At 70.1% G+C, this 26,587-nt stretch carries 19 protein-coding genes; 11 read left to right on the top strand and 8 right to left on the bottom strand.

Features of this window, described 5'->3' with window-relative positions:
- The first annotated feature begins 348 nt into the window (after window positions 1-348).
- The 5 genes from AB0I73_RS03830 to AB0I73_RS03810 all read left to right on the top strand — a co-directional run bounded on the left by AB0I73_RS03830 (window position 349) and on the right by AB0I73_RS03810 (window position 6,869).
- Window positions 349-1,701: an MFS transporter gene (locus AB0I73_RS03830; protein WP_363033433.1), complete on the top strand. Its 1,353-nt coding sequence runs from the start codon at window positions 349-351 to the stop codon at window positions 1,699-1,701.
- Between the two features lie 265 nt (window positions 1,702-1,966).
- Window positions 1,967-3,112 carry a CoA transferase gene (locus AB0I73_RS03825; protein ID WP_363033431.1) on the top strand — a complete coding sequence of 382 codons (1,146 nt, stop codon included), beginning with the start codon at window positions 1,967-1,969 and terminating at the stop codon, window positions 3,110-3,112.
- Window positions 3,109-3,885: a citryl-CoA lyase gene (locus AB0I73_RS03820; protein WP_363033429.1), complete on the top strand. Its 777-nt coding sequence runs from the start codon at window positions 3,109-3,111 to the stop codon at window positions 3,883-3,885. The genes AB0I73_RS03825 and AB0I73_RS03820 overlap by 4 nt, the downstream gene beginning before the upstream one ends.
- Window positions 3,878-5,521: an AMP-binding protein gene (locus AB0I73_RS03815; RefSeq protein ID WP_363033427.1), complete on the top strand. Its 1,644-nt coding sequence runs from the start codon at window positions 3,878-3,880 to the stop codon at window positions 5,519-5,521. The genes AB0I73_RS03820 and AB0I73_RS03815 overlap by 8 nt, the downstream gene beginning before the upstream one ends.
- Before the next feature lie 67 nt (window positions 5,522-5,588).
- Window positions 5,589-6,869: an acyl-CoA dehydrogenase gene (locus tag AB0I73_RS03810; protein WP_363033425.1), complete on the top strand. Its 1,281-nt coding sequence runs from the start codon at window positions 5,589-5,591 to the stop codon at window positions 6,867-6,869.
- 56 nt (window positions 6,870-6,925) lie between these two features.
- On the opposite strand, the gene AB0I73_RS03805 is transcribed toward AB0I73_RS03810, so the two are convergent.
- The 3 genes from AB0I73_RS03805 to AB0I73_RS03795 all read right to left on the bottom strand — a co-directional run bounded on the left by AB0I73_RS03805 (window position 6,926) and on the right by AB0I73_RS03795 (window position 10,586).
- Window positions 6,926-7,429 (bottom strand): MarR family winged helix-turn-helix transcriptional regulator, encoded by a 504-nt coding sequence (locus AB0I73_RS03805; RefSeq protein ID WP_363033423.1) that lies wholly within the window; start codon window positions 7,427-7,429, stop codon window positions 6,926-6,928.
- A 364-nt stretch (window positions 7,430-7,793) separates the two neighbouring features.
- Window positions 7,794-9,239, bottom strand: a complete 1,446-nt coding sequence (locus AB0I73_RS03800; protein ID WP_363033421.1) for an MmgE/PrpD family protein — start codon at window positions 9,237-9,239, stop codon at window positions 7,794-7,796.
- 15 nt (window positions 9,240-9,254) lie between these two features.
- Complete coding sequence (locus AB0I73_RS03795) at window positions 9,255-10,586, bottom strand: MFS transporter (RefSeq protein ID WP_363033419.1); 1,332 nt, start codon at window positions 10,584-10,586, stop codon at window positions 9,255-9,257.
- A 166-nt stretch (window positions 10,587-10,752) separates the two neighbouring features.
- On the opposite strand from AB0I73_RS03795, the gene AB0I73_RS03790 reads away from it, so the two are divergent.
- The 5 genes from AB0I73_RS03790 (at window position 10,753) to AB0I73_RS03770 (ending at window position 17,507) form a co-directional block, all read left to right on the top strand.
- Window positions 10,753-11,523 carry an IclR family transcriptional regulator gene (locus AB0I73_RS03790; RefSeq protein ID WP_363033417.1) on the top strand — a complete coding sequence of 257 codons (771 nt, stop codon included), beginning with the start codon at window positions 10,753-10,755 and terminating at the stop codon, window positions 11,521-11,523.
- Window positions 11,520-12,725 (top strand): CaiB/BaiF CoA-transferase family protein, encoded by a 1,206-nt coding sequence (locus AB0I73_RS03785; RefSeq protein WP_363033415.1) that lies wholly within the window; start codon window positions 11,520-11,522, stop codon window positions 12,723-12,725. The genes AB0I73_RS03790 and AB0I73_RS03785 overlap by 4 nt, the downstream gene beginning before the upstream one ends.
- Entirely contained in the window at window positions 12,722-13,696 is a 975-nt protein-coding gene (locus AB0I73_RS03780; protein WP_363033413.1) for a citryl-CoA lyase, read from the top strand. Before AB0I73_RS03785 ends, AB0I73_RS03780 begins: the two co-directional genes overlap by 4 nt.
- Window positions 13,693-16,317, top strand: a complete 2,625-nt coding sequence (gene acnA / locus AB0I73_RS03775) for an aconitate hydratase AcnA (RefSeq protein ID WP_363033411.1) — start codon at window positions 13,693-13,695, stop codon at window positions 16,315-16,317. Before AB0I73_RS03780 ends, acnA begins: the two co-directional genes overlap by 4 nt.
- 191 nt (window positions 16,318-16,508) lie before the next feature.
- Window positions 16,509-17,507 (top strand): Bro-N domain-containing protein, encoded by a 999-nt coding sequence (locus tag AB0I73_RS03770; protein WP_363033409.1) that lies wholly within the window; start codon window positions 16,509-16,511, stop codon window positions 17,505-17,507.
- A gap of 106 nt (window positions 17,508-17,613) precedes the next feature.
- Here AB0I73_RS03770 and AB0I73_RS03765 read toward each other — a convergent pair whose 3' ends face one another.
- The 4 genes from AB0I73_RS03765 to AB0I73_RS03750 all read right to left on the bottom strand — a co-directional run bounded on the left by AB0I73_RS03765 (window position 17,614) and on the right by AB0I73_RS03750 (window position 23,642).
- Window positions 17,614-19,074 (bottom strand): dihydrolipoamide acetyltransferase family protein, encoded by a 1,461-nt coding sequence (locus AB0I73_RS03765; protein WP_363033407.1) that lies wholly within the window; start codon window positions 19,072-19,074, stop codon window positions 17,614-17,616.
- An 11-nt stretch (window positions 19,075-19,085) separates the two neighbouring features.
- On the bottom strand, window positions 19,086-20,078 hold the full coding sequence (locus tag AB0I73_RS03760) for an alpha-ketoacid dehydrogenase subunit beta (protein ID WP_202274881.1): 993 nt from the start codon (window positions 20,076-20,078) through the stop codon (window positions 19,086-19,088).
- Between the two features lies 1 nt (window position 20,079).
- Window positions 20,080-21,342, bottom strand: coding sequence for a pyruvate dehydrogenase (acetyl-transferring) E1 component subunit alpha (gene pdhA / locus AB0I73_RS03755; RefSeq protein ID WP_363033405.1), 1,263 nt, complete (start codon window positions 21,340-21,342; stop codon window positions 20,080-20,082).
- Window positions 21,343-22,019: 677 nt separating this feature from the next.
- Window positions 22,020-23,642 (bottom strand): protein kinase, encoded by a 1,623-nt coding sequence (locus AB0I73_RS03750; RefSeq protein WP_363033403.1) that lies wholly within the window; start codon window positions 23,640-23,642, stop codon window positions 22,020-22,022.
- A gap of 378 nt (window positions 23,643-24,020) precedes the next feature.
- Between AB0I73_RS03750 and AB0I73_RS03745 the strand changes: the two genes are divergently transcribed.
- Complete coding sequence (locus tag AB0I73_RS03745; RefSeq protein WP_363033401.1) at window positions 24,021-25,679, top strand: protein kinase; 1,659 nt, start codon at window positions 24,021-24,023, stop codon at window positions 25,677-25,679.
- Between the two features lie 131 nt (window positions 25,680-25,810).
- On the opposite strand, the gene AB0I73_RS03740 is transcribed toward AB0I73_RS03745, so the two are convergent.
- Window positions 25,811-26,353, bottom strand: coding sequence for a bacterial proteasome activator family protein (locus AB0I73_RS03740; RefSeq protein WP_363033399.1), 543 nt, complete (start codon window positions 26,351-26,353; stop codon window positions 25,811-25,813).
- Window positions 26,354-26,587 lie beyond the last annotated feature (234 nt).

The following is a 26,587-nucleotide window of genomic DNA, read 5'->3' as shown; positions in this document are numbered from 1 at the left end:
CTGTCCCGGCGGTTGATGATTTGTCAACGGATCTCGGCGACCGAGGCGGCGCAAGGCCCGACCGGCACGCGATCGCGCCGGCCAGGGGGTCGCCGAACCCCGCCGACCGGCCGCGAGCGAGGCTCACGGAGACCCTGGAGCTCCCGACTGCGGACAGGTGCGCCTTTTCCGCAGTTGTCAAATTGACTCTTGACAAGTCAAGAAAGGGGGGAGAGCGTGTGCCCTTGATCACTCAACACCTTGCTGAGCCGCACTGTCCCGTGCCCGGAACGAGCCTTCTCGTGTCGCGGCTCATCGTCGGTTCGGGGGCGGCACTTCCGTAGCGGTATCCAGTCGAGAGAGGACGTCATGGAAGCGAATCAGACCGCTGAGCCCAAAGCGTCGGTCGCCCTGGCGACCGGCCCCGCTCCAGGGGGCGAGCAGAAGCAACGCCGCCGGGTCGTCTACGCCACGCTGGTGGGCACCACCATCGAGTGGTACGACTTCCTGGTCTACGCGCAGGTCGCGGCCCTGCTCTTCGGTGACCTCTTCTTCAGCGGGCTCGGCCAGTGGAGCCAGCTCACCGCCCTGGCGACCGCCGGGGTGAGCTTCTTCTTCCGTCCGCTCGGCGCCGTCGTCTCGGGTTATCTGGGCGACCGGTTCGGCCGTCGCATCGTCCTGGTGCTGACGCTCGGGCTGATGGGCGTGTCGACCACGCTGGTCGGCCTGCTGCCGACGACCGCGGCCATCGGAATCGCGGCCCCGATCCTGCTCATCCTCCTGCGCTGCCTCCAGGGGCTCTCCGCCGGTGGCGAGTGGGGCGGCGCGGCCATGCTCGCCGTGGAACACGCCAGGACCGGTCACCGAGGACGGATGGGGTCCTTCCCGCAGATGGGCGTGCCGCTCGGGATGATGCTCGCCATCACCGTGATGGGCGCCTTCAACGCCCTGCTCGGCAAGGAGGCCTTCGACGCGTGGGGCTGGCGACTGCCGTTCCTCTTCTCCGTCGTGCTGGTCGTGGTGGGGCAGTACGTGCGGTCCCAGGTCGCCGAGTCGCCGGTCTTCACCGAACTCGAGGAGTCGAAGGCCAAGGCGAAGACGCCCCTGCGCGAGCTGTTCAGCGCCCACGGCACCAAGGTCCTGAAGGCCGCCGCCACGATGGTGGGCAACATCGCCGCCGGCTACATGATCGTCGGCGGCTTCGCGCTGGCCTATGTGACCAGCGCCCATGACCTTCCTCGCGCTCAGGTGCTGATGTGGCTCTTCGCGGCCAGCGCCGTGTGGATCGCGTTCACCTACGTCGGCGCGCGGTGGAGTGACCTCTCCGGCCGTCCGGTCGTCTACAAGTTCGGCTACTCGCTGCTGTTCGTGCTGCTCCTCCCGCAGTTCTGGCTGCTCAGTCAGGGCACCGGACCGGGCGTCGGCGTGGCCCTGCTGACCCTGGCGGTGCCGCTGGGCCTGACCTACGGCCCCCAGTCGGCGCTCTTCGCGGAGATGTTCCCGGCCAGGATCAGGCTCTCCGGGGTGTCGCTCGCCTACGCCGTCGGCGCCGTCCTCGGTGGCGCGTTCGCGCCGATGATCGCCGAGGCGCTGACGCAGGGATTCGGCACGGTCATCGCGGTCGCGCCGTACCTGATGGGAATGGCGCTGATCAGTCTGGTGACGGCCTTCTTCCTCACCGACCGCTCCGCGGAGCCGCAGGAGTCGATGGCCGACCGCTGAGCCACTGCCACTGCCACTGCCACTGCCACTGCCACTGCCACGAGCATCCGGGGCGCTTCCCCGCGTCGGAATTCCGTACCGGAATCCGAGCGGTCGACGAAGCGCCCCGGATTGCTGTTGACAACACAACAAGATGACCTGAGGATGTTGTTGACACCACAACAACGTGATTGGTTCGCGCCGGGTTCTCCAGTGCCCGGGCCCAAGCCGCTAGGAGAAAGCTGTGGGAGTTCGGGGAAACGAGGGAGCGGGTAATCCGCTCGGAATGCTTCCGGGCCTGAAGGTCGTCGAGATGGGCCAGAACCTGGCCGCCCCGTACGCCTCGTTGATTCTCGGTGACCTCGGCGCCGAGGTCATCAAGGTCGAGAAGCCCGGCGGAGACGACGCGCGCGGCTGGGGCCCGCCGTTCGTGGGCGACAGCTCGGTCAGTTTCCACATGATGAACCGGAACAAGCGGTCCGTCGTGCTGTCGCTGGACGACGAGGCCGACTACAAGGTCTTCCTCGACCTCATCCGCGACGCCGACGTCTTCATCCACAACCTGCGCCCGGGCGTCGAGAACAAGCTCGGGGCCGACGCCGAGACGCTCAGGGCCGTGAACCCCCGGCTGATCTACTGCTCGATGTCAGCGTTCGGTCACACCGGTCCGATGGCGAACCGCCCCGGCTACGAACCGCTGCTGCAGGCCTTCTCCGGTCTCATCGCCATCAACGGCGACCCGAGCGGTCCGCCCTCCCGGGTGGGCCCGTCGGTCGTCGACCTCGGAACGGGCATGTGGACCGTGATCGGCGTGCTCGCCGCGGTCCTGGAACGCCAGTCGACGGGGGTCGGCGGTGAGGTGAGGACCTCCTTGCTGGAGACGGCCGTCAGCTGGGCGGGACGGCACATCGCGGACTACGGGGCGACCGGCACCATCCCGCCCCGGGTCGGTACCGGTCACAACTCGTTGACTCCCTACGGCGCGTTCGAGGCTGCGGACGGCCCGTTCATCATCGCCGCGGGCAACGACCGCCTGTTCGCCAAGCTGGCCGCGGCCCTGGAGAAGCCCGAGTGGGCGAGCGACCCCCGCTTCGCCACGAACGCCGCGCGCAACGAGAACCGGGCCACGCTGCTCCCGCTCATCTCCGAACTCGTCGGCCGCAGCACCGTCGCCGACTGGATCGCGTGTCTGGAGCGCGCCGGCGTGCCGTGCGCACCCATCCATTCGATCCCGCAGGTGCTGGAGCACCCCCAGACCCACGCCATGGACATCGTCCTGGACAACGCCGACGACCGGCTCAAGCTCACCGGACTGCCCCTGAGCATCAACGGCGTGCGAGCCGGCTTCGGCACCACGGCGCCCGCGCTCGACGAGTATCACGACGAACTGGTCGGCTCCGCGCCGGCACCGGAGTCAGGAACCGCACAGTGACCGGCAGCCGCACCCACATCGCGACCTCCGACGCGACCTCGATCACCGTCCGCGGGAAGGACCTGTGCGAGGACCTCATCGGCCGGCACAGCTTCACGGACATGATCTACTTCCTGTCCGTCGGCCGGATGCCCACGCCGCCCGAAGCACGGGTTCTCGACGCCTGCCTGGTCACGCTCATGGAGCACGGGTGGACCCCCACGTCGATCATCACCAGGCTGGCAGCCGACAGCGTGCCGGACGACGTGCAGGTGGCGATCGCCGCCGGCCTGCTGTCGGTCGGGCCGGTGTTCGCCGGGACCATGGAGGGCTGCGCCGAACTGCTGGTGGAGGGTGTCGAGAGCGGCGAGGACCCGGACACCTACTGCGAGCGCGTGGCGCAGGAGTACGTGAGCGCCAAGCGGCCGGTACCGGGATTCGGGCACCGCCTGCACAAGCCCGACGACCCGCGCGCGGTCACCCTCCTCCGGGTGGCCGAGGAGAACGGGATCACCGGCCGCTACGTCGACCTGCTGCGGCGGCTGAGCCGCGAGGTGGACGCGGCCCGGGGCGGCCGTCACCTCACCATCAACGCCACGGGGGCCATCGCCGCGCTGTTCCTGGAGATCGGGATCCCGCTGAAGGCCGGTCGCGGACTCGCCGTGGTGTCCCGGGCCGGCGGTCTGCTCGGCCATGTGGTGGAGGAGTTCGCCCAGCCCTCCGCCCGCACCATCTGGCAGCTCACCAGGGAGGGCATCCCGTACTCGGATCCCCAGGAGACCACGCATGACTGATGAGTCGGGAGATCGGTACACCTCGGCCGAGGTGCTCGCGCTCTACCGGGAGCACGATGACACCCTGACCGACCTGGTGGCCGGCCGGGCCGCGGCGGATCCGGACCGCCCGATGCTGGTGTGCGGTGAGCGGTCGTGGACCTGGGCCCAGGCCGCCGACGCGGCGGGACGGCTGGCCGGCCACCTCCGGCACAGGGGGGTGGAGGCCGGGGACCGGGTGCTCGTCATGGGCCGCAACAGCGACTGGCACGTACTCGTCCTGCTGGCCGCCGCCGGGCTGGGTGCGGTGTTCGTGCCCGTCAACCCCGACTTCAAGGTGGAGGAAGCGGCCTACGTGCTCCGCCAGTCGGGTGCCCGGGCGATCCTCTGCGACGAGGTCGCCGAACCGGTCGCCGAGGCCGCGCGCGACGACGTCGACAGCTCCGCCTGGATCCAGCGGCTCGACGGCGGGCTCCTCGACGCCGAGCCGATCGAGCTGAGCGGCGGTGACCGGCAGGCTCCGTGCGTCATGATCTACACCTCGGGGACCACCGGTTTCCCGAAGGGCGTCCTGCACAGCCAGCAGAGCGTGATCGCCGCCGGGGAGAGCTTCGTGGAGCGGGTGCGGCTGCAGCCGCACGACCGGGTGCTCACCATCCTTCCGCTGTTCCACGTCAACGGCCTGCTCTATTCCGTGGCCGGAGCGCTCGCCGCCGGTGCCACCCTCCTGCTGGAACCGCGCTTCTCCGCCTCGCGCTTCTGGCCCACGGTCAAGCGGCTCGGCGCGACGCAGGTCAACATGATCGAGGCGATCAGCGCGATCCTGCTCAACCGGCCCCGCGACGAGTACGTGCCCGGCCACGGTCTGCGCAAGATCTACGGGATCCGGCAGGCGAGCACGCGAGCGTTCCGGGAGCGGTTCGAGGTGCCCCACCTGGTGGGCGGGTACGGCATGACCGAGATCCCGGGCATCCTGAGCACCCCGTACGACGCGGAGGCCAGGCCGGGCAGCATGGGCAGGCTCTGCCGGCATCCTGATCCCGCACGGCCGTGGGCGCGGTGCCGCATCGTGGACGAAGCCGGTGCGGACGTTCCCGACGGCGAGGTCGGGGAGCTCTGGGTACGAACGCCCATCGTGATGCTGGAGTACTTCCGCGAACCCGAGCAGACGGCCGACGCCTTCGAGGGCGACTGGTTCAGGACCGGCGATCTGGTGCGACGGGACGAGGACGGCTGGTACTACTTCGTCGCGCGGAAGAAGGACATCATCCGCCGGCGGGGCGAGAACGTCTCCGGAGCCGAGCTCGACAGGGTGGTCGCCGAGCATCCGGAGGTGGTGCTGGCGGCCGCGGTCGGAGTGCCGTCCGAAATGGGCGACGAGGACATCCTGCTGGTCGCCACGCCCCGTGCGGACTCCCTCCTGACCGAGCAGGAGGTCGCCGACTTCTGCGGCGCCCGGCTGGCCCGGATCAAGCGGCCCCGCTACGTCCTCCTCACCCAAGACATGCCGCTCACGCCGACCGGGAAGGTCGCCAAACACCTCCTGAGGGCAGACGCCACCCTGCGCGACCGGGCCCGCGAGGTCCGCGAGGTCCGCGAGGTCCGCGAGGTCAACGTATCCGCCGATCAGCAGCCGACCCGGCCCGGGCCCGGGTGAGCCCCTCACACGTCCCGACAGTGGACCTGCCACAGCAGCCTTGCACGACCGCGGAAAGGAACGCCCCATGACCGAGCTCCTCGCGCTGCCTCCAGACCGGTTGACCGGCGATGCCGAACCGACCGGGGACGTCCACGCGTTCCTCCTGGGCGACTTCAGCGCCTCACCGCTGGTGCGGCGGGCCCGGGACCTGGTCCCGGTCCTCAAGGAGCGAGCGGCGCGGCAGGCCCGGCAGGACCGGCTGCTGCCCGAGACGATCGCGGACATGCAGCGGGCCGGCTTCTTCCAGATGCTGCAGCCCCGGGCCCACGGGGGGTACGAGCTGACTCCCATCGAGTCCTTCGAGGTGACCTCCGTCCTCGCCGAGGGCGACCCCTCGGTGGGGTGGGTCCTGGGCGTGGTCGGCATCCACCACTTCCACCTGGGTTTCTTCGACCCCCGCGCACAGTCCGACGTCTGGTCCTCGGACACGACCACCCTGATCAGCTCGCCGTACGCACCCCAGACGGCCAGGCGGGTGGACGGCGGGTACCGCCTGTCCGGACGGTGGTCCTTCTCCTCCGGCAGCGACTACTGCGACTGGGCGCTGCTCGGGGCCAACATCGAGGGCGAACCGACCCCCGGACCGGGGCCGGTCGGCAGCCACGTGCTGCTGCTCCCGCGCGAGGACTACGAGATCGTCCACAACTGGGACGTGTCCGGCCTGCGGGCCACCGGCAGCAACGACATCGTGGTCGAGGACGCGTTCGTTCCCGACCACCGGAGCCTGACCTGGACCGAGGTGCACCGGAGAACCGCACCGGGCCTGGCGCTCAACACGGGTCTGCTGTTCAGGCTCCCGTTCTTCCAGGTCTTCTCACGGGCCACCCAGGCACCGACGGCGCTCGGCGCCCTGAAGGGCATGGCGGACGCCCTGGTGGAGTTCAACAGGGGCAAGCGCCGGCCCAGGGTCGACCCGGCCACCGCCCTCGCGCTGGCCGAGGCCTACTCCTTCGTTTCGGAGGCGAAGGGGCGGCTGTACGCCAACTACGCCGCGATGATCTCCGAAGCCGGCGGAGGTCCCGAGGTCAGCGCCGAGCGACTGGAGGAGTTCCGCTTCCAGTCCGCGCACATCCCCGCACGCGCGGCCCGGTACGGCACCGAGTTGTACCGCGTCGCGGGCGGCACCGGCATCTACAACGCCCAGCCGTTCGGGCGTTATCTGACGGACCTCATGGCGACGCAGACCCACGCGATCAACAACTACCAGGCCCGGGCGACGGACTGGATCGGCCCGCTCCTCGACACCACGGGCACCGTCGTGCCGACACCGCTCGGAGTGGTCGAGGATCAGCGGCGTCCCGCCTGAGGCGGTGTTCCGGCCGGGGCCGGCGCCGTTCCCACGGCGCCGGCCCCGGCTTGCCGTCACCCCGGCAGGTTCTCGGCGTTCTCGCCGAAGAGCCTGAGCATCTCGTTGAACTTCTCCACGTCCTGGGGAGTGAATCCGGCGAGTACCTGCTTGTGGCGTTCCAGAGCCGACCTGAGGATCCGGTCGTGGAGTTCGTACCCCGCGGGCGTGAGGTGCCACAGCCGGTTGCGCGGGTTGTTGCCGAGGACCTTGGCCTCCGCCAGGCCGAGCTTGGCGAGCTTGCTCAGCGACCGGCTGACCGCGCCCTTGTCGTAGCCCACGGCAGGGCTGGCGGCGGTCACCGGGACGTCCGGTTCCTTGCAGAGCATCACCAGCATCCGCCACTCCATCGCGCTGATGCCGAACTCGTTCTGGTAATGCCGGGAGAAGCTCCGGTTGAAACGGTTGGCGGCCCACACCAGGAGGACGGTCGGGTTGTCGGCCAGGTTCAGCGTCTTGGACTTCTCCCCGTCGCCCCCCTCGACCTCCTCGACAAAGAACTCATCGAGCTCGTCGCTCATGGGGTGGCCTCCCGGAGTCTTGTCGATGCGAGACGGCTGTCTCACATCCGTGGCTGCGCGGTCTCTTCTGCTCGGGAAACAGTCTAGGCAGGCCATGCGGCCTGCCCCGCTTCCCCGTTGTGATGATCATGCCGCTCCTGGGGCGACCGTGTGAAGGTCTCGGTCGTGGCCGACGCGCCGAATACCCGGTCGACGGCGCCGAGCAGCCCGGGGCGGTGGGCCGGCGGAGGGGACGGCGCCGGACCCAGCCGACTCCGATCCGCCCCGTCACGGCCTGATACGGCCTGATACGGCCTGACCCGACGAGCCTGGCACAACGGCAAGGAGTCCGTGCGGAATCGATCCGCACGGACTCCTCCCTCGTTCACGCCGCACGACTCCCACAGGTCGCCAGTGGCACCGCGCTCGGACTGATCAACGCGGACACGACATCACGGACGTCCTGGACCGCGGCGAGGTCCGAGGTCATTCTCTTCAGGTCCCGCACCTGTTCGGACCGCAGGCCCCAGGGCGCGTAGCCCACGCAGTCGTCGAACCCCCGCGCGTGATCCTCAGGAGTGAGCGGGTTGCCCGGATATCCCGGACCGATCTCGAGGGTTCTGACCCACCGGCCTCCGTCGGCGGTGCGCAGCTCGAACCGCGACGCCGAATGGCCGGTGAGCGCGGGGTCGAAGTGCACGTGGATCCGCGAGATCATGGCGGATGCGCCCAGTTCGGCGACTCGTTCGGGTTCGAAGTGCTCGATCGACGACGATCCCCGCTCCAGAGCGTTCGCAGCGCAGTACTGCGCACTGAACTGGGCGTTGACCCGCGGGTTGGTACCGGCCTCGAAGGGTTTGCCGATGAGCTTGAAGGCGAAGTCGGGCAGGAAGACGTCCACCCGCTCGATCTCCCGCGTGTTCACCGAGCCGTCCCCCAGCGCCAGGAGGGCCGACTCGGTGACTCCCTGGGTGAGCCCGCAACTCGGGTACTTCTTGAAGAAGATCCCCCCCAGATCGTAGTGACGGCCGATCCGGTCGGCGAACGACTCCGGGGAGCGCTCGCCCCGTGCGTACAGCCGCGCGTATCCGAAGGGGCCGGAGATGAAGTGACGGGGCCCGGTCAGTCCGGCCTGGGCGAACTGCACGCTCTGCACGGCCGAGGCGGCGGTCCATCCCTGGATGAGCCGCACCGCCAGGGACGCGTCGACATTGCTCTGGAAACTCGCCGAACAACGGTTGAAGGAGAGGGCCAGCGCGTGCAGCGTGTGCTCCGCGTCGAGACCGGCGGCCCGCGCCGCGGCAGCGGTGGCTCCCATCAGGCCGGCGACGCCCGTCGGATCCAGCCCGCCGTACTGCTCCTCGGTGAGGTTGAACCGCACACCTGCCTCGAGACCCACGGCCAGCGCGGCCAGGAGTTCGGCCCCGGTGCAGCCGCCGCGCAGCTCCGCGGCGGCGAATGCCGCGGGCACGACCGAGGACCCGAGGTGCAGTCCGGGCACCATGGTGTCGCAGTAGTCCAGCGCACGCGCCATGGAGCCGTTGAGCAGCGCGGCGCTCTGGGCCGTCAGGCGGTCTCCGTGGACGAAGGACCTGGCCTCCGCTCGCCCCCCTTGGGTGACGACCAACTGCCGGAGTTCGGCGATCCCGTCCTGCGCTGCTCCCGCGACCGCGGTACCGCACACGGTCCTCAGGACCTGGTGGGCGACGTCGAGCACGTCCGCGGGAATGTCGGCGGCTTGCGTGTGGGCCACGAAGCGGGCGATCCGCTCCTCGGGATCGAGGGTGGGGTCAGGCGGTGCGATGTGGCTGTTCTCCGTGGTGTTGCCCATGGGTTCCCCTCTCCCTCAGAGGTGCGGAAGCGACTTGGAGGCGGTCCGTCCCACTGAGGCGACGCTGAGCAGGCCGATCAGTGCGACCAGGATGATCCAGCCCGCGGGGCTGGTGTCGTACCCGGTGCCCTGCACGAGGCTCTCGGCGATGAACGGCGCGGTTCCGCCGGCGACGATCGCCCCCAGGTTGTATCCCAGCGCGATGCCGGTGAAGCGGACCTTCGTCGGGAAGAGTTCGGCGACCAGCGCCCAGGTGGGCACCTGCACCCATCCGCTGAAGAACATGAAGACGAAGTAGACGAGGCCGATCGCCAGCAGGCTGCTCGTGTCGGACAGGACGAGGAACGCGGGCCAGGCGATCACCATGAACGCGAGGTAGGCGGTGACCAGGATGGGCTTCCGGTCGAACCTGTCCGAGAGCAGGCCGGGCAACGGGTAGGTCACGGCCGCGAGCGCGATGCCCGCGGCAGCGGTCCAGGACACCGCGGTGGGCGAGACATTGCCCTTCAGCTCCAGGAAGATCCCGAAGTAGGTGAGCCCGATGTAGACGGTTCCGTTCAGGGCGATCGAGAGGCCGAGCACGCGCAGCACCGAGACCGGGTGGTCCCGGATCACCGACACCAGCGGGCGCTTCTCCACGGCCGCTCCGTCGCGACGCTCCTCCAGTTCCTTGAACTTCGGGCTGTCCTCGATGCGCAGCCGCGCCCACATGGCCAGGACGGCGAAGACGGCCGACAGCAGGAACGGGACCCGCCACCCCCAGGACGCCATCTGCTCGGGACTCACCCCGAGGCGGACCGCTCCCACCACGGCCGCGGCCACGGCGAAGCCGAGCGTCGCCCCGATCGCGGTCGAGCTGCCGTACAGGCCACGGCGTCCGGGAGGCGCGAGTTCGGCGACATACGTGGCCGCGCCGCCGATCTCGCCGCCGGCCGCGAATCCCTGCACCAGGCGCACCAGGACGATCGCCACCGTCGCCGCAATACCGATGTCGGTGTGCGTGGGCAGCAGGCCCATCGCGACGCAGGCAGCGGACATGAGCAGGACGGTCGCCACGAGCGAGAAGCGCCGGCCCCGCTTGTCGCCGAGGATGCCGAAGAACCATCCGCCGACCGGCCGCACCACGTAGGACGAGGCGAACAGGGCCAGCGCCGCCAACGTCGCCGTGGCCGGGTCCTGCTGGGGGAAGAACAACGGTGCCAGGGTCAGCGCGAGGAAGCCGTACACGCTGAAGTCGTAGTACTCGATGACGGTGCCGACACCGCCGGCGACGGCGGCTCGCCGCGCCATGCTCGGATCGCCGGCTTCGGTTCTGTGCTGTTCCTCGAGGTTCGAGGTGATGGTCATGGGTTCTCCTCGCCAGTCTGCGCTGACCACTGGATGGTTCGCTTTAATCACCTGACGGTTCTGTGGCGCGTGTCACGGATGGAATCACGGGGAACTCGCCACGTCAATGCATGTTCAATCCATTAGATGGTTTACGTGAACCACCTGATGGACCTATGCTGGCGACATGACATTGCCTTCAGCGGCCGCAGCCGACGGCGGCGTGCGCAGCGTGACTCGTGCCTTCGACCTCCTGAGAGCTTTCGACGGCGAGCACAGGGTCCGCTCACTGCGTGAACTCGTCGAGTTCACCGGTCTGCCCAAGTCGACGGTCGTCCGTCTGCTCAGCACGCTCAGCACCCCGGGGATCATCACCAGCCCCGGCGAATCGACCTACAGCGTCGGTCCCGCGTTCCTGCGGTGGGTCAAGCTGGCCGAGGCGATGTGGGAGGTGGGCGCCGAGGCCCGGCAGGTGATGACGGCCCTGCGCGACGAGTGCGGCGAGACGGTGAACATCTACATCCGCCAGGATCTGCACCGCATCTGCGTGGCCCAGGTCGAGGGCACCACGACCGTACGGAGCGTGGTGCGAGTCGGTGAGCCGTACCCCATGACCGGGGGTGCCGCGGCCCGAGTGCTCCTCGGTGGCTGCCCGGACACCGTGCTGGACGCCCTGTCCGAACAGGACGCACGCGTCGACGCGAAGGACCTGCGCACCGGGGCCGCGAGCACCCGCGAGGCCGGCTTCGCCATCACGCACGGCGATCGCGAACTGGGCGCCTCCGCGGTGGCGGCTCCGATCACGGCCGCCGACGGTCGTCTCCTCGCCGCGCTCTCCATGAGCGGCCCCACCTCACGGTTCACCGCCGACCGAGTCACCCAGTACGTCGACGCCGCAACCGAAGCAGCCCGGCAGATCAGCGCTGTCGGGCTCGGCACCGTGGAGGCCTTCCTGTGACCGCAGACCTGCTCCAGGGCGTTCGAGTCCTGGACATGACCAATGTGCTCGCCGGACCGTTCGCCGGTTATCAACTCGCCCTGCTCGGCGCCGACGTGATCAAGGTGGAGACACCCGGGAGCGGTGACCTGGCACGCCAGCTCGGCGCCGATCCCGAACTGAGCGCTGCCCGGATGGGCGTCTCCTTCCTCGCCCAGAACTCCGGGAAACGGTCCGTGACGGTCAACCTCAAGACCGGCGGCGGCAAGAAGGTGTTCGAACAACTGCTGGCCGATGCCGACGTGCTCCTGGAGAACTTCCGTCCAGGGGTCCTCGAGCGCCTCGGCTTCGGCTGGGAGCGACTGCGGGAACTGAACCCCCGTCTGATCTACTGTGCCGTCTCCGGCTTCGGCGCCACCGGGCCGATGCGCGGCCGCCCGGCGTACGACCAGGTGATCCAGGGCCTCTCCGGCATCATGAGCGTGACCGGTGACACCCGGTCCGCGCCTTTGCGCGTCGGCTACCCGGTCTGCGACAGCTTCGGCGGCCTCGCCGCCGCCATGGCCGTGTGCGCCGCCGTCGTCAGACAGCGGCAGACGGGACAGGGCGCCCGTCTCGACACCTCCATGCTGGACGCGGCCATCACCTCCATGGGCTGGGTGGTCTCCAACCACCTGGTGACCGGCCAGGAACCCGTACCCATGGGCAACGAGAACATGACCTCGGCGCCGTCGGGCAGTTTCGCCACCGCTGACGGCATGCTCAACATCGCGGCCAACAAGCAGGAACAGTTCGAGGCGCTGTGCACGGTCCTCGATCGCGAGGAACTCGTCACCGATCCCCGCTTCGTCACCCGCGAGGACCGCAAGCGCAACCGCGAACTCCTGCGCGACGAGCTCGAGATCTCGCTCAAGGAGAGGACCGCCGCCGAATGGGACGAGGTCCTGCTGGACACGGGGGTCCCGGCCGCTCCGGTGATGTCGGTCCCCGAAACGCTCACCTCGGCACAGGTCGAGCACCGGGAACTGGTCTCCGAGGTGCCGATGCCCGTCGCACCGGCCGGAACCGTCCAGGTCCTGGGACTGCCGACCCATGTCGACGGGCAGGCGGTGAAACCCTCCTCGCCGCCCCCCGCACTCGGCGAGCACACCGGGGAGATCCTGCGCGAGATCGGGTTCACCGCCGACCAGATCGAGGACTTCCGCGAGGAGGGAGCCATATGAGAACCCGAACGGACACCACCGACAGCGCAGGCGCGGGCCGGAACGAGCCCGTGGACCGGACCACGCCGGCACGCGCCGCGGCACTCGACGCCGTGACCACCCGCAAGGTGGCCGACTGGTGGACCACCGAGGTGTCGGACATCGAGCCCGGCGTCATCCGGTTCCGCGGCTACCCGGTCCAGGACCTCATCCGCCGGGCAAGCTTCGTGGAGACCATCTGGACCATGGTCCGCGGCTCGATGCCCTCCCCCGCCCAGGCGGCCCTTCTGGAGAAGGCACTCGTGGCCGCGGTGGACCACGGACCCCAGGCGCCCTCCATCGCGGCGGCCCGCATGGCCGCCACGTGCGGTGTGGGGTTGCACGGCGCGATGTCCACCGGTGTCGGACTGCTCGGGGACGTCCATGGGGGCGCCGGGCAGCAATGCGTCGAACTGCTGCAGCGACTGGTCACCGCGAGCGGAGGCGGCGGGGGCGGTGAGGGCGCTGACGGGGTCTCCTCCCCCGCCGCGGTCTCCCTGCAGGAGGCCGTTGCCGCCGAGGTCGCCGCCCACCGCGAACGCCGCGCCTACATCCCCGGTTTCGGCCACCGGTTCCACCCCCGCGACCCGCGCCGGGACCCGCTCCTGGAGTTCGTCCAGGAAGCCGTCGACGCCGGGGTCGTCGCCGGTCATCACCTCGCCGCGGCCCAGGAGCTGGAGGCCCAGCTGTCGGTCGGGCGGGAACGCCCCGTCCCGATGAACATCGACGGCGCCACCGCCGTGATCTACGCCGAGCTCGGCTTCGCCCCCGAACTCGCCCGTGGACTCTTCATCCTGTCGAGGTCCGTCGGCGTGCTGGCCCACAGCTGGGAGGAGTCCCAGAGCGGCCGCCGTATCAAGGGTCCGATGCCTCCGCCGCTCCTCCCGACCTATGCCGGCCACGCGGAACGTACATGGACCACCGAGACCACCGAGACCACGGACACGCCATGAGCACGCAGTTCACCGCGCCGGACGCGTTCGGGTGCCTCAGGGAGCTGCCGGTCGAGGGCGCACCCGGGGTTCCCCTGCAGTACTACAGTCTGGCCGCCGCCGAGGCCAACGGCGCCGGGCCCCTCAGTGACCTGCCCTGGTCGCTGAGGACGCTGGTGGAGGGCATCCTGCGCCACCAGGGACATCCGCAGGTGTGCCCCGAGCATGTACACGCGATCACTCGACGGGACGAAACCGCGGCGGTCCCGTTCTTCCCCGGCCGGGTCCTCCTGCAGGACGCGTCCGGCATTCCGGTCCTGGCCGACCTGATCACCCTGCTCGAGCGGGCCGCCGCCGACGGCCTGGACGGCTCGGCGCTCGAGCCGGTGCTGCCGCTCGACCTGGTCGTCGACCACGCCCTGGAGGTGGACGAGTACGCGAGCGGGGCCGCGGCGCCACGCAACATCGACCTGGAGTACGCGCGGCACCACGATCGCTACCGATTCCTGCGGTGGGCCCAGGAACGGCTTCCCGGACTCCGGGTCGTGCCTCCCGGCGTGGGCATCTGCCACCAGCTGAACCTCGAGGTCCTCGCCCCGGTGGTGACCACCGAGGAGTCCGACGGCACGCGGATCGCCGCGCTCGACGCACTGGTCGGAACCGACTCGCACACCACGATGATCAATGCCCTGGGCGTCACCGGCTGGGGGGTGGGAGGGATCGAGGCCACCGCCGCCGCGCTCGGTCAGGCCATCATGATCCGTGTGCCGCACGTCGTCGGTGTGGAGCTCACCGGACGGCTCGCCCCGGGTGTCTTCGCCTCCGACCTGGCCCTGACCCTGGCCGAACGACTGCGTGAGCTGAACGTCGTGGGGTCCATCGTGGAATTCCACGGTCCCGGCCTCACCTCGCTGTCGGTGCCCGATCGCGCGACGGTCGCCAACATGGCTCCGGAGTACGGCGCGACCATGGCGTGGTTCCCGGCCGACCGCCGCACCATCGCCTACCTGGCGACCACCGGTCGTTCGCCCGAACAGGTCCACCTGACCGAGCAGTACTTGAAGGCACAGGGCCTGCTGCACAGTCCGGCCGTCCCGGTCCCGCGCTACGACACCGAGCTGACCGTCGCACTGGACTCGATCTCGACCACCCTCGCAGGCCCCGCGCGGCCCCACGAAGCGCTCAGCCCGGCCGAGGTCCCCGCATCCCGTGGCGCCGGCCGGCCCCAGGACGGCGACGTGGCCATCGCGGCGATCACCAGCTGCACCAACACCTCGAACCCGCGCTCCCTGCTCGCCGCAGGCCTCCTGGCGCGCAACGCGGTCGAAGCGGGTCTCCGGTCGGCGGCCTGGACGAAGACCTCACTGACACCGGGCTCCAGGTCGGCGGCGGACCTCCTGACCTCGGCCGGTCTGCAGAAGTACCTCGACGAACTCGGCTTCCACGTCGCGGGATTCGGGTGCGGCACCTGCATGGGCAACTCCGGTCCCCTGAGCCCGGCACTCGATGCGACGGCGCGGGCCGAGGACACCGCCCTGGCCGCGGTCCTCTCCGGGAACCGCAACTTCACCGGCCGCATCCACCCCGAGGTCGCGCACGCCTACCTCGCCTCGCCGGCCATGGTCGTGGCCTACGCGTTGGCGGGCAACGTCCGGACGAACCTGGAGGTCGACCCCCTCGGTCATGCCGCCGACGGCTCACCGATCGTCCTCGCCGACCTCTGGCCGGACGAGAGTGAGATCGACGAGCTGCTGTCCGCCCATGAGGCCGCTTCGCTGGGACGCGGAGCCCTCCGGCCCCTGACCACCGAGCGATGGCTGGCGCTCGACCGTCCACGGGACGACACCTACCCCTGGGACGGCGAAGCCGGCAGCATCCGACGGCCCCCGTTCACCGACGCGGACCTGACCGGACCGGCGGTCGGCGGAGAGTTGCTGGGCGCCCGTCCGTTGCTGGTGCTCGGTGACGCGGTGACCACCGACCACATCTCGCCGGTCGCACGGATCCTGCCCGACTCCGCCGCGGGCCGATGGCTGATCGAGCGAGGAGTCGACGAACGGGCTCTGGGCACCTTCAGCTCCCGCCGCCTCAACCACGACGTCATGATCAGGGGCGGCTTCGCGAACCCGCGCCTGTCCAACCACCTGGCCCCCGACCGGGAAGGCGGCTGGACCCGTACCGCGCCCGACGAGCCCCCGGTGCCCGTCCACATCGCGGCCGAGCACCACCGCTCGCGGGACACCCCGCTCGTCGTCGTGGCGGGCGACCTGTACGGAGCGGGCTCCGCACGCGACTGGGCGGCCAAGGTCACTCGGCTCCTCGGCGTACGCGCCGTGCTGGCACGGAGCTTCGAACGCATCCACCGCACCAACCTGGTCGCCCTCGGCATCCTGCCGGTCCAGTGGGACGGCCCGTCCCCCGACCTGTTCGACGGCACCGAGGAGATCGACCTCCTCGGCATCGACGACCTCGCCTCCTCGACGAACGCCACCGTCCGGGTCCGCCGCGGCGACCACGTGCTGTGGGACGGCGTCGCCACCTGTCGCATCGACACCCCGTTGGAACTGGACTGGCTCCGCGCCGGCGGACTGTTCGGACACCTGCTGTCCACCCGGACGGACAGCCAGGGCGTCTCCGGGTAAGCGACCCGCGCACGCGGGGCCCACCCCTTCCGGTGGGCCCCTTTCCCCGCCCCACGTTGCCATCCGCCATACACCCTCCCGTCGGCCGGAACAGCGGTTTCGCCCCTCTTCGCTCGCAGTCGTGAACATCCTCGAACGGGCTGGCATATTCACTTCGCCCCGCTCTACGTTCCGCAGCGGAGGTGGTTCACATGAACGAACCCAGCAAACGACCGAAGCACGTCGAGCGGCATGAGGCGATCGACGTCAGCGACTTCGTGTACGCGGCGACCGGCGCCCGGGTGCGGAGGCTGACGATGCCGGACGGAAGCCACTGGTTCCCGGCGGTGGACGTCTGCAAGGAACTCGGCCACACCAACTCTCGGAAGGCCCTCGCAGACCATGTTCCCGACGAGCACCGAGAAATGCTCGAGACCGTAACTGGAGGTTACGGTCTCAGCATTCCCGCAGGTAGAGGGTGGCGTCGAGACTTGCACGTCATCTCTCTCCAAGGTCTCATTCTCCTCGTCAACGCCTGCACCAAACCGGCTTGTGCCCCCTTCAAGCAATGGGTCGCCGAAGTCATCGAGACCGTGCAGCGCGAGGGCTCCTACTCTCTCGACGAGGCCGAGGTGCAGTCACCCGAGCCGGGGGCTCCCCTCGCCTACGCCATGCCGGAACAGGTCGCCGAGGCCATCGTCCGGCTGGAAGCGCACAACCTTCAGCTGGATGAGGAGCTGGCCGACGGGCAGCGCGAATCGATCGCTTTGCACAAGGAGACGCTGGCCCTGCAGAGGGAGATGCTGGCCGCACAGCAGGGCACGCTCGCCGTGCAGCAGTCGACCCTCGCCGTGCAGCAGGCCATGGTCCGGGCGATGGAACGCATCGCGGACCGGTTCGACGCCCTCGTCCTCGAACGCCGGCCGCTCAAGGCCCACCCCACTGCGCCGCCCACCACCGAAACGGTCCTGGCCGACTGGCGGCAGCGGCTGTCCGTGACGGAGGACGTGTGGGCGGTGGCCGTGGTGATCGCTCCCGTTCTCGTCGAGAGGGGCGAGCTCCGTGAGCCGCTCGAATCGATCGCGGCCCGCACGGGTCTGCCGGTGCGTCGTGTGAACGAGTGCCTGCGCATGCTGCGCAAGCACGCCTGCATCCGGTCACAGGGTGGCGCGGAGGACGGGACACCCGTGTATGTGCTCCACCAGGTCTGAGCCCTGATCGGGCGTCAGACGCCCTGGGACAGGGCGAAGGGGGCGGTCGCAAAAAGTAGTTGCGACCGCCCCCTTCAGGTCCCTGACGCTACCCGATCGGCTCCCGTCACGCCCAGCTGATCAACCGTTTCGGCTGTTCCAGGATCGCGGCCACGTCGGCCAGGACCTTGGAGCCGAGTTCGCCGTCGACCAGGCGGTGGTCGAAGCTCAGGGCCAGGGTGGTGACCTGACGGGGCTTCACCTTGCCCTTGTGGACCCACGGCTGGAGCTTGATCGCGCCGACGGCGAGGATCGCCGACTCGCCGGGGTTGAGGATCGGCGTGCCCGTGTCGACACCGAAGACACCGACGTTGGTGATCGTCACGGTGCCGTTCTGCATCGCGGACGGGGAGGTCCTGCCCTCCCGCGCCGTGGACACCAGCTCGCCCAGGGACTCGGCGAGCTGGGGCAGCGTCTTGGCGTGGGCGTCCTTGATGTTCGGGACGATCAGGCCGCGCGGGGTGGCCGCCGCGATGCCCAGGTTGACGTAGTGCTTGACCACGATCTCCTGGGCCGCCTCGTCCCACGAGGCGTTGACCTCGGGGTTGCGCCTGATCGCGACCAGCAGGGCCTTGGCGATCAGCAGCAGGGGGCTCACCCGCAGGCCGGTGAACTCCTTGTCCTGCTTGAGCTCCTCGACCAGCTTCATCGTGCGTGTCACGTCGACCGTCACGAACTCCGTGACGTGCGGCGCCGTGAACGCCGAGCCGACCATCGCGGCCGCCGTCGCCTTGCGGACGCCCTTGACCGGGACGCGGGTCTCGCGCGCCGTGTCGTACGACACCGGGGCCGGAGTCGGGGCCGGGGCAGCCGGGACGGCAACCGGGGCCTCGGGGGCCGGGGTCGCGGCCACCGCCGCGTGGACGTCCTCGCGGGTGATGATGCCGTCCGGACCGGTCGGGGTGACCGTCGCCAGGTCGACGCCGAGGTCCTTCGCCAGCTTGCGCACCGGCGGCTTGGCCAGCGGGCGCAGCCGTCCGTCGGCGACCGGCTGCCCGACGGGGGGCGCCGGGGCGGGTGCCGGGGCCGGGGTGTGGCCGTTCAGCTCCGCCTGGACCACCGTGGCCGCCGCCTGCCGGGCGAAGACCTCGGGCGCCGCCTTGCGGGGGCGGCGGCGTGTGGCGGACGTCGCCACGCCGTAGCCGACCAGCACGGGCTGGCGGCCCGAGCCCGTCGCCGGCTCCGCTTCCGGCTTCGCCGGCTGCTCGGCCGGTGCGGCAGCGGGCTCGGCGACCGGGGCGGGCGCCTCCGCCGCCGGGGCCGCGCCGCCCGAGACGTCCACCGCGATGATGGACGTGCCCACGTCCACCGTGGTGCCCTCGGGGAAGTGCAGCTCGCGGACCACGCCGTTGTAGGGGATGGGGAGTTCGACGGCCGCCTTCGCCGTCTCGACCTCGCACACCACCTGGCCGTCGGTGACCGTGTCACCGGGCTGGACGTACCACTTGAGGATCTCGGCCTCGGTGAGGCCCTCGCCCACGTCCGGCATCTTGAACTCGCGTACGGACGCGTTCGTCATCGTCGTCACGACCCTCTCCCTCAGTACGCCAGCGAGCGGTCGACGGCGTCCAGCACCCGGTCCAGGTCCGGGAGGTAGGACTCCTCCAGGCGGGCCGGCGGGTACGGGGCGTGGTAGCCGCCCACCCGCAGGACCGGGGCCTCCAGGTGGTAGAAGCAGCGCTCCGTGATCCGCGCGGCGATCTCCGCGCCCGAACCGAAGAACACCGGTGCCTCGTGGACGACGACCAGGCGGCGGGTCTTCTCCACCGACGCCTGGATCGAGTCGAAGTCGAGCGGGGAGACCGAGCGCAGGTCCAGCACCTCCAGGGAGCGGCCCTCCTCGGCGGCGGCGTCCGCGACCTCCCGGCAGAGCTTCACCATCGGCCCGTAGGCCGCCAGCGTCAGGTCGGTGCCCTCACGGACCACGCGCGCGGTGTGCAGCGGTCCGGGGATCGCCTCGGTGTTGACCTCGGCCTTGTCCCAGTAGCGCCGCTTGGGCTCGAAGAAGATCACCGGGTCGTCGCTCTGGATGGCCTGCTGCATCATCCAGTACGCGTCCGACGCGTCGGACGGGGAGACCACTTTCAGGCCCGCCACATGGGCGAACAGCGCCTCGGGGGACTCGGAGTGGTGCTCGACCGCGCCGATGCCGCCGCCGTAGGGGATGCGCACGACGACCGGGAGCTTCACCTTGCCCAGCGAACGGGCGTGCATCTTCGCCAGCTGCGTGACGATCTGGTCGTACGCCGGGAAGACGAAACCGTCGAACTGGATCTCGACCACCGGACGGTAGCCGCGCAGGGCGAGGCCGATCGCCGTGCCGACGATGCCCGACTCGGCGAGCGGGGTGTCGATGACGCGGCTCTCGCCGAAGTCCTTCTGCAGCCCGTCCGTCACCCGGAACACGCCGCCGAGCTTGCCGACGTCCTCGCCCATGACGAGGACCTTGGGGTCGGTGTCCAGGGCACGGCGCAGCGACTCGTTGATCGCCTTGGCCAGGGCCATGTTCTTGGATGTCACGGTCTCCGCCATGTCACTTGCCCCCGTCCGCGTCGTCGAACGACGCCTGGTAGGCGGCGAACTGCGCCCGCTCCTCGTCGACGAGGGCGTGTCCGTCCGCATACGCGTTCTCGAAGATGGCGAAGTGGTCCGGGTCCGGCATGGCGCGGACCACTTCGCGCACTCGTTTGCCCAACGTCTCGCTCTCGCTCTCCAGTTCCGCGAAGAATCCCTCGTCCGCGTGGTGTGCGGACTCCAGGTAGCGGCGAAGGCGCAGGATCGGGTCCTTGGCCTCCCAGGCGGCCCGCTCGTCGTCGTGACGGTAGCGGGTGGGGTCGTCGGAGGTGGTGTGGGCACCCATGCGGTAGGTGAACGCCTCGATCAGCGTCGGCCCCTCACCGCCGCGGGCCCGCTCCAGGGCCCACCGGGTGACGGCGAGGCTCGCCAGCACGTCGTTGCCGTCCACCCGCACGCCCGGGAAGCCGAAGCCCTGCGCGCGCTGGTACAGCGGGACGCGGGACTGCTTCTCGGTCGGCTCGGAGATCGCCCACTGGTTGTTCTGGCAGAAGAACACCACCGGGGCGTTGTAGACCGCGGAGAAGGTGAACGCCTCGGCCACGTCGCCCTGGCTGGAGGCGCCGTCGCCGAAGTAGGCGATCACCGCGCTGTCCGCGCCGTCCTTGGCGACGCCCATCGCGTAGCCCGTGGCGTGCAGTGCCTGGGAGCCGATGACGATCGTGTACAGGTGGAAGTTGTTGCCGTTCGGGTCCCAGCCGCCGTTGTTGACGCCGCGGAACATGCCGAGCAGGTTGGTCGGGTCCACCCCGCGGCACCAGGCGACGCCGTGTTCGCGGTAGGTGGGGAAGACGTAGTCGTCGTCGCGCAGCGCCCGGCCGGAGCCGATCTGCGCCGCCTCCTGGCCCAGCAGCGAGGCCCACAGGCCCAGCTCGCCCTGGCGCTGCAGCGAGGTCGCCTCGGCGTCGAAGCGGCGGGTGAGCACCATGTCGCGGTACAGGCCGCGGAGGTCCTCGGCGGTGATGCCCTCGACGTACTGGTCGAACTCGGCGTTCTTGACGCGCTCGCCCTCGGGCGTCAGCAGTTGCACGAGGTGGGGCTCGGCACTCTTCACCGCGCCGCCGGCCTTCTTCGCGGCGGTGGCCTTCTTGGCCGTGGCGGGCTTCTTGGCCGCGGTGGTCTTCTTGGCAGTGGTGCTGGTGGTGCGTTTGGTGCCGGTGGCGCCGGCGTTGCTTCCGGCGCTGCGTCGCGGTGCGTGCGCGGCAGTGCTCTCCACGGTCACGTGTGCTCCTCCGTCGGTCCGACCCCCGGGGTTGCCGGTAGGTCTGGGGTCCTCCTCCAGTTCGTCAAGGCCTGGGGGAGGCTCACCTCTTCTCGACCACGGGCACGGGGTGGGTGCCGCTCGGCCGGGAACAGGCGTGACAGGTGCCCCGGCGAGCGACCTGCAACAAGCACGTTACCCAGTGCGCCACATTTCTGTGAAACCCTTCCTGACCTGGGATTTTGCTTGGATTTCCAAGTAAATCGGAAAGGCCGGGAAGGCGCGCTGGTCACAGCCTTGCAGGAGGCCGGAGCAACGGCACGTTATCCCGGGGACCCCGGGCTCGGGAAGGGTTGAGTGTCGCGCCCCGCGCCAGAGTGAGCATGTAATGCGACTAACAGGTACCGAGTGAGACAATTCCCAGCTCACAGGGGTGCGCGAGGCTCGGCCATCCGGCGGGGTGTCGCGCTCACGTGGACCGCTCCCCGCGCCTCACGCGCCCCCCACTGGGCGCAGCGGCACGCCGACCGGCGTCCGCCGCGCGGGACACGCGGGGTGGGTGCGGCGGTGTCCACCCGTTCGGCCGCTCGGCCGGGGCGGGGCGGGGCGCGCCCCACTGCGGTGCGCCGTGGGGTGGGGCCTCCTCGACGGCTCCCGGAGGCACTCACGGGGCGGGGCGGGCGCGGGCCCGCCCTCGGTCAGCCGCCGGTCACGGCGCCGACGTCTCCGCCACCCTCCGTACCGCCGTTGACCGGGCCGCCGTCCGCGCCGCCCGTCTCCGGGTCCGGGTCCGTCTGGGTCGGCGGCTGCTCGTTCGTCGGGTCGTCCGTCGGCGTGGTCGGGACGTCCGTCGGGTCGTTCGTCGGGTCCTCGGGCTGCGACTGGTCGTCCGACGGCGTCGGGGACTGGGGGTACGACGGGTTCCAGTTGTTGTTGCCGCCGGACCCGTTGCCGTAGCCGTTGCCGGTGCCGGTGTCCGTGTTGCCCGGCGCCTGCGGCTCCTCGGTGGCGTCGTCGCTCGGCGACTCGCTGGGCTTCTTCTCCTTCTCCTCGCTGGACTGCGAGGAGCTCGGGGACTTGGTCGGCAGGTCGGATTCCTTGTCCGCGCCGTCGTTGTTCAGCGCCAATGCGACACCCGCCGTGATGGCGATCACCGCGAGCACCGCGAGGATCCACAGCTTGCCGCGGCCGCTGCCCCGGTTGCCGCCGCCCTCGAAGCCGCCGTCGTCCCCACCGCCGTACCGGTTGGGCAGGATCGGCTGCGGAATGGCCGCGGTGCCGGTGGCGTCCGGGTGCGGCATCGCCGTCGTACCGGCGAAACCGGCCGACGGGGTGTGCCGGCCGTCGTGCATGTCCACCACGCCGGTGTTCCAGGTGCCGGTGTGGCCGCCCTGGTCGTAGAGCATCTGCAGCCCGTACTGGACCAGCCCGCGCATCTCCTCGGCCGTCTGGAAACGGTCGTCCGGCTCCTTGGCGAGTGAGCGCATGACGAGCCCGTCCAGCTCCGGCGGGCTGGCGTCCGAGACCTCCGACGGGGGCGTGGGGATGTCCTGAACGTGCTGGTAGACCACGGACAGCGGTGTCTCACCGGTGAACGGGGGCCGCAGCGCCAGGAGTTCGTACAGCATGCAGCCGGTCGCGTACAGGTCGGACCGGCGGTCGACGGGCTTGCCGAGCGCCTGCTCGGGCGAGAGGTACTGCGGGGTGCCCATGACCATGCCGGTCTGCGTCATCGTCGTGGACGCGCCGTGCATCGCGCGGGCGATGCCGAAGTCCATCACCTTCACGGCGCCATTGTTGGTGATGATGACGTTGGCGGGCTTGATGTCGCGGTGCACGATGCCGTGCTGGTGCGAGTAGGCCAGCGCCTCCAGCACGCCGGAGACGATGATCAGCGCCTGTTCGGGGCCGGGCGCCTCGGCGTTGAGCAGGAGATCGCGGATCGTGCGGCCCTCGACGATCTCCATGACGATGTACGGCACGGCCTGGCCGCCCACCGTGTCCTCACCGGAGTCGTACACGGCGACGATCGCATGGTGGTTGAGACCCGCCACCGACTGCGCCTCGCGCGTGAAACGTGCTTTGGCGATCGGGTCCTCGGCGAGATCAGCACGCATCAGTTTGACCGCGACCGTACGCCCGAGACGCACGTCCTCGGCGGCGAACACCTCGGCCATGCCGCCCCGGCCGAGTCGGTGCGTCAGCCGGTAACGGCCGTCGCCGATGAGCCCGCCGTTACCCCAGTTGTCCGGCGCGTCCGACATTCCGCCGCCAGTCGCCTCGGGGTCGGACGGGCCCTGAGCGCGCTGCTGCTGTGCCATCGGTCCTCGCCGTCGTTTCTGCCCGCGGTGCGCGCGGTGTTGTCACGGTCTCCGTCGGCCACGCTACAGCCTCTGCGGGGGCCTCCGGTCCGAGACGGGTTGCCAGGACCAGCACGAGACGGACCGGCCATGAAACCCGTTCTCCGTATCGTCATGCAAATTCTGTGTACCTCTGTGTACCAGGCAGTGCTTCGGTCGCACGTCCTCGGTAACGCTTCCGCGACGCTTCTTTTCCGTACCGTCACGGAACGGGCCCCGTGCTTGACGTGCCGGGGGCCTGCGGCAGACTTGGCCGGGAATAGCGCATTCGATCTACTCAGACCTACGAGGCATCGGTCGCCGACGGCAGCGCCGGAGAGGCTACGGGGGACGCGGAACATGAGCCAGGACGGCGCACAGGGCCGGAACGCGGGGCGGGCGCTCGCCGGTGGCCGCTACCAGCTGCGGGACCTGCTCGGCCAGGGCGGCATGGCCTCGGTCCACCTCGCGTACGACAGCGTGCTCGACCGTCAGGTCGCCATCAAGACCTTGCACACGGAACTCGGCCGGGAGCAGGCCTTCCGCGAGCGCTTCCGCCGCGAGGCCCAGGCCGTGGCGAAGCTCACGCACACCAACATCGTCTCGGTCTTCGACACCGGCGAGGACGATGTGGACGGCATGACGACGCCGTACATCGTCATGGAGTACGTCGAGGGCCGTCCGCTCGGCTCCGTGCTCGACGAGGACGTACGGCAGCAGGGCGCGATGCCCGCCGACAAGGCGTTGAAGATCACCGCCGACGTGCTGGCCGCCCTGGAGATCAGCCACGAGAAGGGCCTGGTCCACCGGGACATCAAGCCGGGCAACGTGATGATGACCAAGCGCGGCGTGGTCAAGGTGATGGACTTCGGCATCGCCCGCGCCATGCAGTCCGGCGTGACGTCGATGACGCAGACCGGCATGGTCGTCGGCACCCCGCAGTACCTCTCGCCCGAGCAGGCGCTCGGCCGGGGCGTCGACGCGCGCTCCGACCTGTACTCGGTCGGCATCATGCTCTTCCAACTGGTCACCGGGCGGCTCCCGTTCGACGCGGACTCGCCGCTGGCCATCGCGTACGCGCACGTGCAGGAGGAGCCACCGCTCGCCTCCTCGGTCAACCGCTCGCTGCCCCCGGCCGTCGACGCGCTGATCACCCGCGCGCTGAAGAAGAATCCGAACGAGCGTTTCCCCAGCGCCGAGGCCATGCGCGGCGAGTGCCTGCGGGTGAGCCAGTCCTTCCAGGCGGCCCCGCCGAGCATCGTCCCCGGCACCCACGGGCAGAGCGGCTCGGGCGTCGGCTCCGCGGTGTTCCCGCCGGTCGACCAGTCGTCGGGGCCAGGGGCCCAGGGCAGCGTCCGGACGCCGTACCAGCCGGCCCCGCACCCGAACCCGTACGGCACTCCGGCCCCCGCGCCGTCCGTGGGCTACGGCTATCCGCAGCAGGGCGGCTACCAGACGCCCCACCCGTCGCCGTACGCCCCGCAGCAGGGCGGGCCGTCGACCCCGCCGCCGTACAACCTGACGCCGCAGAACCCGGCTCCGGACGGTTCGGGCCGCGGCAGGAACAACAAGCCGGTGATCATCGGTTCGATCGTCGTGTCCGTGCTCGCCGTCGGCGGCCTGGTCGCGGCCCTGCTGTCCAACGGCGGGGGGAACGGCAACGACCAGGGCGACGGGGGCAGCACCGCGTCGGCGTCCGCGTCCGCCGGCAAGGCGGCCGACCACCGGGGGCCCGATCCGTCCAGGACGATCGACCCGGACGAGTGCACGGAGCCGAAGGAGTCGTACAACGACCCCGACAAGATCGAGATCCCGAACCTGAAGTTCAAGTACATCAGGTCGGTCAAGCAGTGCTTCCAGGAGGCCGGCTGGGACCTGGACGTGCGCAACGTCGACGAGAACACCTACGGCGAGGGAACGGTCATGAACCAGTTCCCCGCCGCCGGCACGGCCGTCGACCCCGAGGACATGCCCAAGATCCAGCTCTACGTCTCCACGGGCAACCCGCCGTCCGCCTGACCGGGTACTCCCGGGTGCGGCTCAGGTGAAAGGGGCCCGGCTTTCGGGCCGGACCCCTTTGTGTTCATGGGCTGTGTTCAGGTATCGCGGGGTGCATGGACCGCGCGGGTCCATGTGCCGCGCCGGGGCGACTACAGGTACGGGCCGCCCGCGCGGCCGCCCATCGGGGGTTCCTCCTGGCCGCTGTCCCCCATGCCCGGCGGGAGGGCGCGGCGCATCTGCTCCAGCTGGGCACGCGCGGCCATCTGCTGGGCGAAGAGCGTGGTCTGAATGCCGTGGAAGAGGCCCTCCAGCCAGCCCACCAGCTGGGCCTGCGCGATCCGCAGTTCGGCGTCGCTCGGGGTCGCCTCGTCCGTGAAGGGCAGGGAGAGCCGCTCCAACTCCTCGACCAGCTGCGGCGCGAGCCCGTCCTCCAGCTCCTTCACCGAGCTGGCGTGGATCTCCTTGAGCCGCGCCCGGCTGGCCTCGTCCAGAGGAGCCGCGCGCACCTCCTCCAGCAGCTGCTTGATCATGCTGCCGATCCGCATGACCTTCGCGGGCTGCTCCACCTGCTCCGTCACCGGAACCTCGCGGGAGTCCTCGTCCCCGGTGCCGCCACCGAGCGCCATGCCGTCCTGGCCGACGACCAGTACCTGCGGATTGTCCGGCAACCGTTCGTTCCTCGGCATCTCCATACGGCCATTCTCTCGCACGCCCGCCGCACTCTTCCGGGCCCCCCTGACGGAGGTATCCGTAATGCCGGGTGTGCGGAGGAATGGGAACCTGTGGGAGTCCATCCGGCCCATCTAGCCGACGGTGTGAACGAGCACCGGACCGGCGCGGGAGGTCACGGTCGTGACTCCATGGCTGCGTGTAGTGGGGGCGGGAATCGCCCTGCGAGCGGGCGTCGTGCTCGGGGTGGCAGTGGG

Source organism: Streptomyces sp. NPDC050388 (genome assembly GCF_040655635.1).
GTDB lineage: Bacteria > Actinomycetota > Actinomycetes > Streptomycetales > Streptomycetaceae > Streptomyces.
Note: the sequence above shows the minus strand (reverse complement) of the source record. Positions and strands in the feature narration are given on the sequence as shown.